This window comes from Saccharopolyspora sp. ASAGF58 (assembly GCF_012277335.1).
Classification (GTDB): domain Bacteria; phylum Actinomycetota; class Actinomycetes; order Mycobacteriales; family Pseudonocardiaceae; genus Saccharopolyspora; species Saccharopolyspora hattusasensis.
In genome coordinates, this window is the sequence record NZ_CP040605.1 from 762979 (window position 1) to 776327 (window position 13349).

The window sequence follows — 13349 nt, forward strand, 5'->3', positions numbered from 1 at the left end:
GGGTTCGGGGAGGGGGTGAGGGAGAACTCCCCGACTCCCCGGCGACTCCCTTACTCGCCGGACTCGTCGAGATCCGTCTCGCTGTCACGCTCGGTGATGGCGTGGCGGACGGCGTCGGCGGAAACGACCATGTTGCCGCCGGACTTGTAGGGCCCGGCGTCGGCCTCGCGCAGGAGGGCGCTCAGGTCGGCGAAAGTCCAGCCCCGGTAGACCGTGGGGTTGTGCTCGGTCAGCCGCTGCAGGACCTCTTGGGTGCGCATCCGTGGGGTGTCGCCGAGCACGGTGGCGATATCGGCCAGCGGGTCGGCCTGCTCGTCCTCGGCCGGGGCCACGCCGGTGGCGGTGGGCTGCTGGCCTTCACGCAGGGCCAGGGCACGCTGCACGACCGGGGTCACCTCGTCGATGCCCTTTTCCTTGCGGATGTGGAACGACCTGATCAGGCCCGGGACCTTGGCGAAACCAGCGGCCATCGCGGTCCCGATGTCCTCCCCCGCAACGAGCGTGGTGGCCGAGTAGCCGCGCTTGTGCATCCCCGTCCCCAAGATCGCGTCGTTGCCCTGGTGGTCATTGATCGCGTACGCCACCCGGTTCGACGCGGTCTTGGAGATCCCACGCGGCAACGAGTTGGCGTCGGCGTCCGGCGTGATCCACAGCATCGTGATCGCGGTCTTGCGGGCCTTCTTGGTGACCTTCAACGCCAGCTCTTTGGCTTCCTTGCCGAACTCCTTGTGCGTGAACAGCTCGTGGACCTCGTCGAAGACGACCACGCGGGGACGCAGACGCTTGTCCCTCTTCGCCAGGTCGCGGGTCACCTTGGCCTCTTCACCGCCGAGGTCCTCCAAGATCCGGCCACGCTCGGAAACCTCACTGACCAACGCACGCAGCGTCTCCATCGCGGCCTCGATGTGCTCCTCGTCGTCGCCTTTGACCAGCGTCCGCAAACGCGGCTTCATCGGGTCATAGTCGACGTTGTAGGCCAGGACGTGGACGTCGATGTCGACCAGCGGATCCAGCATCGCGCCCAGCAACAACGCGATGACCAGCGACGACTTGCCCGATCCCATGATTCCGGCGATCAGGTAGTTAGCGGCCATCAACCGGCCGATGACCAGGTCGCCGCGTGCGTCGAGGGCGACCGGGACACCCTTGAAGTAGTCGACCGTGCCGTCTTCCAGCAGCGGCCACGGGTCCACGGGCTTGGCGAGAATGCCCTGGTCAGCCACCCACAAGTCCAGCACCCCGGCCTGGTCTTTCGGTTCGGTCGGCCACACCTCCACCGGCTTGCGCAGCAGGTTGTGCGCCAACACGCCCTTGCGCTTGGCGATCTCTTCGACCGTGACTTGTTCCGGCAGCATCAACTGGGTGTGGTAGCCCTTGCCGACTCGGGTCGTCGGGGACACCCAGCGCGGAACCCAGTTGCCCTTGACGATGGCCTTGGTCAACGGCGCGAAGCCTAGGTGCTTCAGCGCGTTGAGGATGGCGCCCTCATCAGGCACAACGTCCCGGTCAGACGGTGTCGTGTTCGCCGACGCGGTCCACGCGGGCGCGTCGGCCAGCTTCCGGCGAGTGTTGTAGCCCTTGACCAGCATCCCCAGCACTACCGCAAGCCCCACCCACGGTGCCCACGACCCAGCCCAGACCACGAAGTCGAACCCGGCGGCCAGCGCGTCGAACAGGCCGATCCAGACGTCTTCGAAAGTCAGCCCGTCGGGACGCATGAAGGCCACGACCGAGGTGATCAGCGTGATGGCCAGCACCACCCCCGACAAACCCGCCAGGATCAGCGGCACGCGGATCAGGAACTTCCCCCACACCTGCAACCGCTCCAGGAACAGCTTGCGGTTCTCGGTGCGCTGCTGCATCAACACCGCAGCCGTCCCGTGCTCCCCAGCGGCCTGAGCAGCCGCGATCTGGGCATCGATGTCCCGGCCGGTCCACCGCCCGTAGACGCTGGAGAACGTATCGAACGCCCCACCGCCGAGGTAGTACAGGTGGCGGCCGGTGAACTTGACCGCCTGCTTGCCGACCGGCAGCGCGTCCCGGGTGGCCTTCTTCGCCTTCTCCGCTTTCCCGGCCAACGCCGGCGGGACCCACTTGGGACGTTCGGCGAGCTCGGCCGACGGAGCGTCGAGCTGTTCGGTCTCCTCGTCGGGGTCGATGCGTTCGGCGACCACGCGCACGACCGCCCCGTCAGTGGTCTGCTGTTCGGTGGTGGTGCGGTGAGGGAACCGGATCACCTCACCCATCGAGTTCTCCTCGTGCGGCATCATGTCGTTTCACCTCTCGGCGGTGCCGGTTGGGCGGAAAAAGGGATAGGTCGGCCCCGCCCCAACGCCTTCGTGTGCGGCGGGGCCGACGTGGGTTCAGGGGTGGGTCAGGCGGTGATGGGGGTTTCGGCGCTGCCGTCGTTCCATTCGTCGCGCAGCTGCCGGGCCGTCTTGGCCGCACAGCGCAGGACCTTGCGGATCGACTCAGCCGAAGTCGGGTCGACGTCGACGTCGACGTCCTCGACCGCCGCCTGCAGCTCGCGACGCAGCTGCTGGATCGACCGCCGCGACGGGTCGGCAATCGAGCCCCGACGCTGCCTCGACTCCTGCAGGTCAACCAGCGAATCGACAGCGGTCGAGTCGAGGTCCGGTCGAGGCTCGACCGCACGCGAGTCGACCAGACCGGATTGCTCGGCCAGTAGCGCCCGCAGCTCTGCGTCCAGCGCGTCAACCACCCCCGTGGAGGGGCCATCGATACCGACGCCAGGCGCAGTGGCGGAGTCGAGTCGACGGCGACCCGTCCGGCTGCGGCACAGGGTCACCACGCCCGGCGCGTAGAGCAGCGTCACCGAGCCGTCGGCGTCGAGCTGGCCGACCGCCCGGCGCACCGCCGCCCGTTCCATCCGGGTCACCCGCCGAGCCGCCAGCCGGTTCGTGCGGGCGGCGCGGCGTTCGGCCGCGCTGCGGCGGGTCCGCATCGGCGCGGCGGTGATCAGCTGGTGTGCTACCACCCCGCCGACGCTGACCAGGGCCATGACCACGCCGTCGCCGACACCACCTTCGGGCATGGTCAGGCCGTGGATGAGGTTGAGGACTCCGGCGACGGCAGCGAAAAACCAGATCCCGACCTGCAACCACCCCGTGGGGCGTGGCGTCTCGCTCTTGCGGGCGGCGTGGGTGGCGAACGCGAACGCCCACATCGCCGCCTCACTGAACAGCGGCAGGCCCCAGCCGACCGGGCCGTAAACGTCCTTGCCGTAGGCGGCCATCGCGGTCCAGGCCATCACCGCCGGCACCACCACGATCACGCTCAACGCCAGCTCGACCACGTGCCCCGACAGCCACCCGGCCGCCGAACCCAAGGCCTTGGCACGACGCTCGGCGTTCTCGCGCTTCTCGTTCTTCTTGGCCTTCCGGTTCTCGCGGGCCTGCTCGCCGTTCGCGGCGATCAGCTTCGTCTGCGCGTCGGCGAACTTCACCGCCGCCTCGGCCTTGGCCGTCTCGGCCTGCCCGGCCGCCACCAGCCGTTCGGCCTTGTGGTCGTAGTACGTCGTCATCACGCCACCTCCAGCGGTCGCGGCAAGCGGGGAGCCGGAACAGTGCGGCCAGCGGCATCAGCCGCAGCGATCGTCAGGTAGGCCAGCGTCACCAGCGGGAACACCGCCATCAGCACGGCGGTACGCACCGCACCCGACACCAGCGCCGCCACCAGCAGGCCCACCACCGGCAGTCCGGCGGTGAACACACCGAGGAACAGGAACCGGACACCGAGGATCAGCAGCCCCAACGTGATCGCCAGGGCTTCCACCAGCGTTTTCATGCCGTGACCTCCTTCGACCCGGTGGATCCGGTGGTTTCGGTTTCCGGGCACCGTGAGCAGAACCGCATCCGGTACGTGAGCAGCTCGGCGACGTCCTGGCGCATGACGTGGAGCCACTTCGACCAGTCGTGCCCGTACTCGGCGCACCACCGGCGGGCCTCGCAGACGTCGCACCGCAGACGGCCGTTATCGCCGACCACCCAGGTCAGTTCGTCGTGGTACGGCGTGGTGATCTCCTTCGCCGCCTCGACGGCGGTGCGGAAATGCACGACACCATCGACGTGCGCGCCGTACAGGTCGCCGCAGTCGTCACAACGGGCCGTGACACAAAGCTCTAGCATCGGAATTCCTCTCGATCGGTTCGCTGATCGGTTGGGGACCCGGCCCAGCAGGCGGTTCTTGGCGGAATGGACTGCTGGGCCGGGGCGGGGTCACTCCTTGCCGGTGCCGTCACAGTCGGGGCAGGTCACCGGCGTGTTGGGCTTGCCGAGGAAACCGCCGGTCCACAAGACCCCGGCGCCGTCACACGCCTTGCAGACACCCGGAGACACCTGGTCAAAGTCGCGGTGGGAATTGCGTCCCACTGTGATCACTCCTGTTCGTTGGTCGGTCTTGCTCATCACGGTCGGCCTTCTCAGTGGTTCTGCTTCGCGGCCTTGCAGGCCTGGCAGGTCCCGCCGGTGGCGGGCAGGTGCCAGAAGTCCGACTCGTGCGCGCCGCTGGCGTAGCGCTGGCCGCACCAGGTGGTGACCGAGCCGTCCCACCACGACCGCTTCTTCGTCAGGTGCCACTCGTTGTTGCTGCTCATTCCCTGTCTCCTCTGCCCCCGGCTTAGAGCTGCTGGTGGGTTCCTGCGGGCAGGACCTCGCGGTTGATGTCGCGGTGGTTGACGGCGGCGTTGATCCCGGCGATGACCAGAGCGGCCGCGATGCCTTCGGCGATGGCCACGCTGCGGTGCCGGCCACCGACACAGCCGACCGCGACCAGAACTTGGTTGGTGGCGGCAGGGGCGTTGAGCAGGTTGCGCACCAGATCGGTGGTGTCCTCGATCAACCGCAGGACGCCGGGGGTGTCGAGCACGTGATCCCGCACCGCCTGGTCCTGCCCGGTCAGGTATCGCATCGCGGGGTCGTGGTGCGGGTTACGGAAGTGCCTGCGGACGTCGAGCGTGATGTCGGCGCGCGGGGCCGGGGCGTGGCCATAGCCGAAGCTGATGGCCACGACGCGAACGGGCTTCATGGTGGTGTCCTCCATCGTGGTCAGAGCACGCCGGCGTGCAGGTCGGTCGCGGCCGCCGCGGTGCTGACGAGGCCCTGGAGCGCTTCGAGGTTGTCCTTGGCCTGCATGTAGATGGCCGTCGCCTGCATGACGGTCTCGGCGGTGTCGGTGACCTGGGACAGCTGGGCGATGATGTCGTCGAGGTCCAACCTGGCCTGCTGCAACGCGCCCTGGACGTAGGTGGCCTTCTCATTGGCCAGCGACAGCGCGTGCCGGGCCTGCTCAGCGAGCGTCGACATAACAGAACCTCCAGAAAACGTGGTTGTTGCAGTGGATTTCGGTGCTGCGGTTGCGTCCGGTGTGGACTGTTCAGGGACGATGTTTTTCCTGGTCTCGACCCAGATGTGGTCGATACCGGTGCGGGCTTCCGGCCGCAGGTGGTGGTTCAAGCCGTGCCTGCGCAGCACCGTTCGGGCGAAGTGCTGATGGATCGGGGTCATTCCCGGGTTGTGGGCCCACCACAGGTCGCCGTGCCGTTTGGTTTCCCCGGGCTGTGTCACGAGCTCGACCGCTTGGCCGGGCGTGATCGGGGCGTGGGTGGTCACCTGCCCGTTGATCTGTGGTTCCCAGCGGGCGCGGAACGCCTCGATTGAGGAGTACTCGCCCCAGATGTCGAGAACGCGCCCGTCTGGAGTGATCGTGCCGGTGTGGGCGTGCAGGTCACGTTGCCCACCTGGCGGGCGAGCCATCAGCGTGACCAGCGGCCACCCACCGGTCATCCCGGAGATCGCGCTGGCCAGGTAATGGCACGAGTGGTAGCCGTACAGGCTCTGCGCCTCCGCATCGATCAGACAAGGCGTCAGCCGCACCTCGGTGCGCCCATCCGCAGTGCGGGTGCCCATCCGGATCGTCGTCGGATTGGTGAGGTCCTGGTCAAGCCGCATGCTCATTGCCGTTTCCCCTTTACTGCCCGCTGGCTCAGTTCTTCGGGGTGCGGATTCGACCGGACATCGAGGTCGCGTGACTGGTCACCCGGACTCCGCGGGTGGCGGTGATGCGGATATCGCCAGACATGGCGCGAGCGGTGACCTTGGCGTCCACGTCGACGTGCAGGTCGATGTCGCCCGAGATCGTGGTGAGCCGTGCTTGGGGGCCGTGGAGCCTGTCGACGCAGATGTCGCTTGAGAGGGTGTGGACCTCGATGGTGTTGGTCTCGCCGATCTTCACGATGCCGGAGCTGGTGTCGACGTCCACGTCGTCGGACTGAGTAGCGATGACGCGGCCGGAGATGGTGCGTGCCCGCAGACGGTCGACGGCCGAGACGGCCAGGTCACCGGAGGTCGACTGGAAATCCACCGACGGCAGGAAACCGTTGACCTTCACGTTTGCCGACACCGTGGTCGCCTTCAGCCGGGAGCCGTGCGGCAGGCGGGCGGTGACCTTCACCCCGCCGCCACCAACGGTGCGCGTGCTGCGGTTTCCACTGATGATCTGGCCGTTGACGATGACCACGCCGGTCACGACCGCACCCCGGCCGACGTGCCCAAAACTCTGATGGATGACCGTGCTTCCGGTGCCCAGCACGGTCGGTTCCGGGTGCGGGATCCGCAGGTCCAGCACCGAACCACGGCTGATGTGCCGGGTACGGCTGATCACATCGGCCGCGACCTCGTCACCGGCCACGACCGGCTCCAACAGGATCTCAGCCCGCTCGCGGTCCTCCAGCAGAATCTCGACCTGCCCGCCGGCCATGTCCAGCTCGAACGTCATCGCCCCGAGCTCGGTGTGGATGATGCGCTTGTTCACAACAAAGTCCCTTCAATCCAGGAGAAAAGGCAGCTCAGACGGCGGTGACCAGAGCGGCGACGAACAACCACGCCCAGTGCCAGGACTGATCCAGCAGGTACGCACCGGTGCAGGCGGCGGGGTTGTCGTCCTTGCCGGTACGCGGCGCGCCGAGCTGGTAGAACTCCCACTTGCCGAACCGGCGGAGCAACTCGGCCAGGCGAGAGAGGGTGAAGCGGCGGTCGGCCCAGTAGTGCGTCACCGCCGACACCACCTGACCGGTCACGAACCCGACCGGGGTGATCGCCAAGCCCAGCAGCGCCCACACCAGAGCGACCACGGCGGCGGTTACGACGGTGTAGGTGGCCACGTGCTTGGCGCAGTTCCACCGGCCGACCCAGTCGGGCCTTCCCTTGCACGCGGCCTGGTGGCCGGTCTGCACCCAGTGATCCGCCACGTTGTGCGCCACCAACAGACTCGGCAGCACCGCAGCGAACGTGACCGCAGCATCCAATGACGTCGTCATCACGCCACCCCAGACGCGCGCTTGGCTTTCCTGGCCTCGAACTCACGGTGCGACTCGGCGAAACCCCGGTACTTCTCGGCGTAGGACTCCGCACACGCTCGTGCTTCGAACATCGCGATCCACACGACCCGCTCGCCGACGTGCGCGGCCAGAACCTTCCAGCACCGCGCCTGCCGTTCATACAGCGCTGCGATCCGGTCAAGCCGCTCCGTCGACTCCGGCTGGTCCACCCTCATCAGCCCGAACAACTGGTCATCCAGTCGATCCAGCACCGCGAGGATCGCTTCACCCAGCCAGGCCGGAGTCACCGAAGTGGCCATCACGCCGCACCCCCGACGTGACGAGCCTCGATCTTCCTGGCCTCGCTCAGCAGCTCATCCGCAGCGGCAAGCACCGCGTACGCCAGCGGCATCGACTGGTGGGCCAACGACCCGACCAAGCTCTTGTAGAGCCGCGCCAGATTGCGGCGAGCAGCTACCGCCCGCGCCGGGTCGTCCAAAATCGACACCCGCATGAACTCGTTGTATGCACGGTCGATGTCCCCTGTGAGCAGGTCCTTCGGCACGGAGATCTTCTTTGAGGCAGCCATCACGCAGCCACCTCTCCGCCGAGCACACGGGGGTGACGGCCCTTGGTGGCCGTCCACGCCTCGTCAGAGCGCAGCTGCGCCCGCTGCCAGGAGTTCCACGCAAGCCGGGTCCGCTCCACCGCAGCCTCGTACGCGGACATTTCCTTATCCCGCGCCCTGCGGTAGTCGAGTCGGTTGGGCCGCTTGGCCAGCAACTGGTTCAACGAATCAAGCCGCCTCGCCGACGCGGCCATAGCCTTACGAGCCTCCAAATACCCCGCGCAGGCACGCTCTTCCGCGAGCAGAAAAGCTGCCCTAGTCGCGTTGTCACGGGTGGTGTTCTGCTTTATCACGGTTACTCCTATTTCTGCATGAATAGATAGTCAACTTGACAGTTGTTCGTCAGGGAAAAGGTGGGGCGCGGCATCGTCCGACACCGCGCCCCACTACCGCACATGCTCCTCGACCAGCCCAAACACTGAATCGTGGTGCGCGGCAACGCCTCCCCTCTCATGGGGAGACATGGGGCGAGTGGGCGTGGGAAAACACGAAACCACGCCGCCCCAACACACGACACGAATCCACTCTCGTGGCGTGTTTATCCTCCGCCGTGCACAGTTACCGCTGTCGACTCCAATGCCGAGTTACCACCACGCTCATATCGTCGCGTGGCTGTGCCGTCACTTCGGATCTCATTCTGTTTCGGATGCCGCACCCTATGCTTCGAGTCCCTTTCGGGCTGCCCTGTGCGTTCTCGGCTCTCCGATTATCCGACGAGGGTTTGAACCCTCACTCGGTCCTGCGCGATGTCGCCAACACTAGCGCGATTCGTCGCGCTTCGAAAGCGCATTTTTCGATGATGGCGGTTGCGTCTGGGGGTTCACCTACGAGGCAGGCGGACTGAAGCGCTACTATTTACGCTGATCGGAGCGCTTCAAGGGAGGGTGTAGTGGCCAAGGACTGGACCGCCGTAGCAACCGCGATTAACACCCGTTTGGCGGAACTGGACATGACGCAGCGGACTCTCGCCGAGCGATCCGGCGTCAGCGCTGCGACGCTTCGCCAGCTGCAGTCCCCCGAGACCTACGAACCGAAGAAGCGCAGCCCCCGCCTGCTGGCTGCCATCTCCGAAGGCTTGAACTGGCCCAAGGACCAGCTCGCTCGAATCCTCGAAGGCGACACCCCGGCCGAGGCTGACGCCGACCTCCGCGGCGAGGTCGCAGCCCTTCGCCGGGAAGTGGCCGCGCTCCGAGAGCGTGTAGGCGAACTGGCCCCACGCGGTACCTCGACCAAGTAGCCCGCTACTCATCAGCCGATGACGCCGTGCAGGAAGATGGACACTTGCTCGATCGCCGTCATGGCCGTCGCCCAAGCTGCCTTGACCCACTGCGCGGCTTCCACCGGACTCTTCAGCAAGAGGACCACCAGCGCGGCCAAGAACACCAGCCCCAGCACCTTCTTGGCCGCGCCTCCACCCTTGGGCATCGGGAACGGCATCATCTGATTCTTCGCCATTTCGGCCTCCATTGGTTCGCCCCCGCGCACCCTCTGCTAGGTGCCGGTGTTCCGGGGTTCCGTCTTGCATGGCAACAAGTTCACGCCAGATCAGCGGACGTTCCAACGGGTCTTTCAAGGTCACTTGAAAACGTCTTTCCAGCTCTATATGGTCCCTACAACGTCCCAAATTCGTCCTAGAAACGTCCCTGGGGGTGGGGGTGGCTAACGAGCGACTACGTGCCGCGATTCGCGCTGCTGGGCTGACACTGGGAGAAGTCGCACAGCACACCGGAGTTGACGAGAAGACAGCAGAGCGCTGGATCACCAGGGAGCGGGTACCGCACCGCCGGACACGCCAGAAGGTCGCGGACCTGGTCAAAACAGCGGAAGTCCAGCTCTGGCCTTCCCTGGCAAACGACCTATACACACGGCCGAACGAGGAAACCGAGCTGGTACACCTCTACCAGTCCCGCTCGTCCGTGCCGTACGCACTGTGGAATGAGCTGATCGCTGGCGTCCAGGAACGCATGGAGGTGCTGGTATTCAGCGGACAATTCTTGGTCGAGCAGCACGACATCTTGCCGATCATTAAGCGGAAAGCCGAGGAAGGCGCAGTCTTCCGGTTCGCCGTTGGCGATGAGAAGTCCGCAGCCGTCATTCAGCGAGCCGTCGAGGAGGGAACAACTGGCGGACTCGAAGGGCGAATTCAGATGATGCGTCGCTACCTGAGCAAAGTTGCGGGACTGCCGAACGTCGAGGTACGTACGCACGGCACGATCCTTTACAACTCGCTCTATCGGTTCGATGACCAGCTACTGGTCAACGGCCACGCTTTCGGCGCGCTTGCTGGCGAAAACCCGGTCATGCATCTACGTCGAGTCCCAGGCGGGTCGATGTGGGAGCACTACATGCGTTCGTTCGAGCGGGTCTGGCAAGAGGCCACACCCGACACAATCTGATGGAGAGAGCCAAAGTGGCCCGTATCGACTACTTCAACGATCCCACCGCCCCGGCAGCGAACTCGGTAGTTCCGTCAGTCACGGCCGCGATCCGCAACAGCGCTGGCCAGATCCTGTTGATACACAAAATTGACAACGATCGTTGGGCTATTCCAGGCGGAGGACACGACGCTGGGGAGTACATCGCCGACACGGTCGTGCGCGAGGTCAAAGAAGAAACCGGCTTGGATGTCGAGGTCTTGCGGCTAACCGGCGTTTACACCAACCCGAACCACGTCATGGCCTACGACGATGGCGAAGTGCGACAGCAGTTCTCGCTCTGCTTCGCGTGCCGCTGGGTCGGCGGTGAGCCACGGGAAGACGGCAGCGAAACGAAAGAGGTCCGCTGGGTTTCCCCTGCGGACCTCGATCAACTGAATATCCACCCGTCGATGCGCCTTCGAATCGACCATGCCTTGGACGAATCGCGCACGGAACCCTATCTGGGCTGAGCCTCCGCAAGCCGTTTTTCGGTCCGGGTAACGGATTCAGCGAGCACGGGGCGCGCCTTAACCCAAGTTCGGTGAACAGGGTCACCGGGTGCATAGCGGCTGAGAATCTCGTCGATTCGCTGGTCGTAACTCAGCCGCTCGCCACCTGGCCCAGTCGTTAGGTCGGCTGTATCGAGCGCGTCCAGCAACACGGAATCCTCGAACGGGAACTCCGAAAGCTCTTGCGCCATTCCGCGTTCGGCTGCCTCGAAACGAGCGCCCGAATGGTGTGCGACGAGGTTCACCACCACCGCCGGCCACTGCTGGTTCTGCAACCATCGGGCACCGTCGAGCGGATGGAAGCCGGTGTGCCCGATCTCGGGTGAGTAGCCGATGTCGTGCAACCACGCCGCCGCGACGAGCGTGTCTCGATCCTGGGATGGGACTGCTGCGCTCAACTTGGTCGCTCGTGCTGCGACTGCCTGAACATGCAGCCACCTCCGCCCGAGCGGCGCAACGAAGTGCTCGGCGATCTCGGCGGCTCGCTGGGCTAGCTCCATGTGTGCTCACGCTACCTTCCATGCGATGGACCAGTAATCGACTAGTCGGCTTGTTCTGCGCTCCCCGCCGTCGGCGGCGGGGAGCGCCGGTCCGGCGCTCTCATGGCATGCCGTGAAGCTTGGAACCTCCGGCGGCTGGCGGCGCTCTCCGGCGATCTCATCGCGCCCTCAGATCGCCGGAGCGACGATGAAACGGCGTCCCTGGTGTGATCCCGGACTGCCCCGAACGCAATCGCGAGAGACAGCAGGAACTCCGTGTGCCTCTTGTGCAGTGGCTCGGTACCTAAACCGGGGCCTGAAACAGCCCGAAAGCGGGTGCGATTCCTGAGACGCCCCGCGACACCGGCGATGCTGATGCAGGTCAGAACGGAGACGCTGTCCGAGACGGGCGACTTGTGAGAGGTACCCCGTTCCGTTCACACCGAAGAGGTCACTGGTTCGATCCCAGTATCGCCCACGCGAAAATTGGAAAGTCCCCGTCTGCCGAGAGCGCAGACGGGGACTTTCTTGTTGATCATTCTGGGAGTCGACCCCCAAGCCCCCCACAGTGCGGTGGAGATCCCAAGTGGCTTTCTCGGATGAAAGATCAGGCAGGCTGGTCCTTGTCCGACGCGAGCCAGACAACTTGAAGGTTTGCCGGGTTGACCGGATCGAGATACCCCGAGAATTGTGACCGCAATCGGCTCTTCTGGCGACGGTCCCGGCGATTTCAACAATCCGACGGCGCAGGCTCCTGGAATGTGAGGTCTCGCGACGGCCTCGCCCGCGCACCGAGAAGTGAAGGCCCGCCGGATGGGCGGGCCTTCATTTCTTGCGCGGCATGCGGTTTTCGTCAGGCGGCGTAGCCCTTGGACTGGATCAGCGAGGCGATCTGGTCGAGGCTTAGCCAGTAGTCCTCGATCCCGCTGAACCGGGCGGGGTCGGAGATGTGCACCGTCTTGTCCGCCGCGTTGTAGCCGATGATCGCCACGTAGTGGTAGATCGTCTCGCTCGACGGGTAGCCGGGTGGCTGGTTGCCGGACTTCGCGACGATGTTGGCGACCATCGCCTTGCCAGCGTCGATGTCGCGGACCGTGTCCGACCACAGCTGCTGGGTCATCTCCGGAGTCAGTGGGCGGTCGCCCCAGTCCCGGGTGACGTAGTGGATGCCGGTTCCTGCCAGCTCCCTGTTGAGCCCGTCGACGACCTGGCCGATGTGGTCCGTGCCGTTCTCGGTGGTGCCGAGTTCGGTCGCGAGCGAACCCTGGTCCGGCAGCTTGTCGGTCTTGCTGGACAGCGCGATCCGGGTCGCCGTGGGGCCACACCAGTAGCTGGTCTGCTGCGCCTGGTAGTCGACTGGGACGGACTTGGAGACGGCCTGGGGAACGACCGCTGGAGCGCTCGGTGCCTCCGCTGCCGGAGCATCAGCAGGTGCCGCCGGAGCCGCCGGAGCCGGAGCATCAGCAGGAGCCGGAGGAGCCGCCGGAGCCGGAGCATCAGCAGGAGCCGCCGGAGCCGGAGGAGCCGGCGGCGCTGCCGGAGCGGGAGGCGCTGCCGGAGCCTGCACCGCGGTGTCGGCGGCGCGGACCTGGGCGGGCGCCGGAACCGGAGCCGCGCCCGCTACCAGCGGATGGCCGACCGCCACGATCGCGCCACCGGCGACGACCGCCGAGAGGACCTTGCCGGACACCTTGCGAGACGGAGCGCCACCGCCCGAGTTCGGGTGGAACCTGTCAACGAGTGCGCGGATCGCGGCCTTCGGGGTGTGACCGCCCGCGTTGCGATGCTTGTGCACGTATGCCTTTCCACGTCGGGGACGATCCGGTCGCTACCGCCGGGGTGCGGTGTCCTCTCGGGGCCGAGACCTCGTGACCGGATCGTGATGCACTGCCGCTGACCGTAACTAAGTGTTATGGATGCTTCAACCGCTTCACCTGATCAGACCAGCGATTACCTCTTGATCGGCTCCTCTCCGTAGCA

At 65.9% G+C, this 13349-nt stretch carries 19 protein-coding genes and 1 tRNA gene; 4 read left to right on the forward strand and 16 right to left on the reverse strand.

Features of this window, described 5'->3' with window-relative positions; translation table 11 throughout:
* Nucleotides 1-50 precede the first annotated feature (50 nt).
* The 13 genes from FDZ84_RS03265 to FDZ84_RS03325 form a co-directional block, all read right to left on the reverse strand.
* Nucleotides 51-2270 carry an FtsK/SpoIIIE domain-containing protein gene (locus tag FDZ84_RS03265; protein WP_246868767.1) on the reverse strand — a complete coding sequence of 740 codons (2220 nt, stop codon included), beginning with the start codon at nt 2268-2270 and terminating at the stop codon, nt 51-53.
* A gap of 104 nt (nt 2271-2374) precedes the next feature.
* The gene (locus tag FDZ84_RS03270; RefSeq protein ID WP_168584645.1) at nt 2375-3544 is read right to left on the reverse strand and encodes a DUF2637 domain-containing protein; all 1170 of its coding nucleotides are present in this window, start codon (nt 3542-3544) and stop codon (nt 2375-2377) included.
* Nucleotides 3544-3807 carry a hypothetical protein gene (locus FDZ84_RS03275; protein WP_168584646.1) on the reverse strand — a complete coding sequence of 88 codons (264 nt, stop codon included), beginning with the start codon at nt 3805-3807 and terminating at the stop codon, nt 3544-3546. Before FDZ84_RS03275 ends, FDZ84_RS03270 begins: the two co-directional genes overlap by 1 nt.
* On the reverse strand, nt 3804-4148 hold the full coding sequence (locus FDZ84_RS03280; protein WP_168584647.1) for a hypothetical protein: 345 nt from the start codon (nt 4146-4148) through the stop codon (nt 3804-3806). The genes FDZ84_RS03275 and FDZ84_RS03280 overlap by 4 nt, the downstream gene beginning before the upstream one ends.
* A gap of 90 nt (nt 4149-4238) precedes the next feature.
* Entirely contained in the window at nt 4239-4391 is a 153-nt protein-coding gene (locus tag FDZ84_RS03285) for a hypothetical protein (RefSeq protein WP_210435413.1), read from the reverse strand.
* A 50-nt stretch (nt 4392-4441) separates the two neighbouring features.
* Complete coding sequence (locus tag FDZ84_RS03290) at nt 4442-4615, reverse strand: hypothetical protein (RefSeq protein ID WP_168584649.1); 174 nt, start codon at nt 4613-4615, stop codon at nt 4442-4444.
* A 23-nt stretch (nt 4616-4638) separates the two neighbouring features.
* Nucleotides 4639-5046, reverse strand: coding sequence for an RNase adapter RapZ (locus FDZ84_RS03295; protein WP_168584650.1), 408 nt, complete (start codon nt 5044-5046; stop codon nt 4639-4641).
* A gap of 20 nt (nt 5047-5066) precedes the next feature.
* Nucleotides 5067-5975, reverse strand: coding sequence for a hypothetical protein (locus tag FDZ84_RS03300; RefSeq protein ID WP_168584651.1), 909 nt, complete (start codon nt 5973-5975; stop codon nt 5067-5069).
* A 28-nt stretch (nt 5976-6003) separates the two neighbouring features.
* Nucleotides 6004-6831, reverse strand: a complete 828-nt coding sequence (locus FDZ84_RS03305) for a DUF4097 family beta strand repeat-containing protein (RefSeq protein WP_168584652.1) — start codon at nt 6829-6831, stop codon at nt 6004-6006.
* A 34-nt stretch (nt 6832-6865) separates the two neighbouring features.
* The gene (locus tag FDZ84_RS03310) at nt 6866-7336 is read right to left on the reverse strand and encodes a DUF3307 domain-containing protein (protein ID WP_168584653.1); all 471 of its coding nucleotides are present in this window, start codon (nt 7334-7336) and stop codon (nt 6866-6868) included.
* On the reverse strand, nt 7336-7656 hold the full coding sequence (locus FDZ84_RS03315) for a hypothetical protein (RefSeq protein ID WP_168584654.1): 321 nt from the start codon (nt 7654-7656) through the stop codon (nt 7336-7338). The genes FDZ84_RS03310 and FDZ84_RS03315 overlap by 1 nt, the downstream gene beginning before the upstream one ends.
* Nucleotides 7656-7925 carry a hypothetical protein gene (locus FDZ84_RS03320; RefSeq protein WP_168584655.1) on the reverse strand — a complete coding sequence of 90 codons (270 nt, stop codon included), beginning with the start codon at nt 7923-7925 and terminating at the stop codon, nt 7656-7658. The genes FDZ84_RS03315 and FDZ84_RS03320 overlap by 1 nt, the downstream gene beginning before the upstream one ends.
* Nucleotides 7925-8257, reverse strand: a complete 333-nt coding sequence (locus FDZ84_RS03325; RefSeq protein WP_168584656.1) for a hypothetical protein — start codon at nt 8255-8257, stop codon at nt 7925-7927. The genes FDZ84_RS03320 and FDZ84_RS03325 overlap by 1 nt, the downstream gene beginning before the upstream one ends.
* 596 nt (nt 8258-8853) lie before the next feature.
* Here FDZ84_RS03325 and FDZ84_RS03330 point away from each other — a divergent pair.
* Nucleotides 8854-9201 (forward strand): helix-turn-helix domain-containing protein, encoded by a 348-nt coding sequence (locus tag FDZ84_RS03330; protein ID WP_246868768.1) that lies wholly within the window; start codon nt 8854-8856, stop codon nt 9199-9201.
* An 11-nt stretch (nt 9202-9212) separates the two neighbouring features.
* Here the strand turns inward: FDZ84_RS03330 and FDZ84_RS03335 are convergent, their stop codons facing one another.
* Complete coding sequence (locus FDZ84_RS03335) at nt 9213-9419, reverse strand: hypothetical protein (RefSeq protein WP_168584657.1); 207 nt, start codon at nt 9417-9419, stop codon at nt 9213-9215.
* A gap of 200 nt (nt 9420-9619) precedes the next feature.
* On the opposite strand from FDZ84_RS03335, the gene FDZ84_RS03340 reads away from it, so the two are divergent.
* Both FDZ84_RS03340 and FDZ84_RS03345 read left to right on the forward strand, forming a co-directional pair.
* On the forward strand, nt 9620-10360 hold the full coding sequence (locus FDZ84_RS03340) for a helix-turn-helix transcriptional regulator (protein WP_168584658.1): 741 nt from the start codon (nt 9620-9622) through the stop codon (nt 10358-10360).
* A 14-nt stretch (nt 10361-10374) separates the two neighbouring features.
* A complete protein-coding gene (locus FDZ84_RS03345; RefSeq protein ID WP_168584659.1) occupies nt 10375-10851 on the forward strand; it encodes an NUDIX domain-containing protein in 477 nt (158 codons plus the stop codon).
* Here the strand turns inward: FDZ84_RS03345 and FDZ84_RS03350 are convergent.
* Nucleotides 10839-11390 carry an HD domain-containing protein gene (locus FDZ84_RS03350; RefSeq protein ID WP_168584660.1) on the reverse strand — a complete coding sequence of 184 codons (552 nt, stop codon included), beginning with the start codon at nt 11388-11390 and terminating at the stop codon, nt 10839-10841. The genes FDZ84_RS03345 and FDZ84_RS03350 overlap by 13 nt on opposite strands.
* A gap of 386 nt (nt 11391-11776) precedes the next feature.
* Here FDZ84_RS03350 and FDZ84_RS03355 point away from each other — a divergent pair.
* Nucleotides 11777-11847 (forward strand) — tRNA-Val (locus FDZ84_RS03355).
* Nucleotides 11848-12222: 375 nt separating this feature from the next.
* Here the strand turns inward: FDZ84_RS03355 and FDZ84_RS03360 are convergent.
* On the reverse strand, nt 12223-13164 hold the full coding sequence (locus tag FDZ84_RS03360; RefSeq protein ID WP_246868770.1) for a C39 family peptidase: 942 nt from the start codon (nt 13162-13164) through the stop codon (nt 12223-12225).
* Nucleotides 13165-13349: the final 185 nt, after the last annotated feature.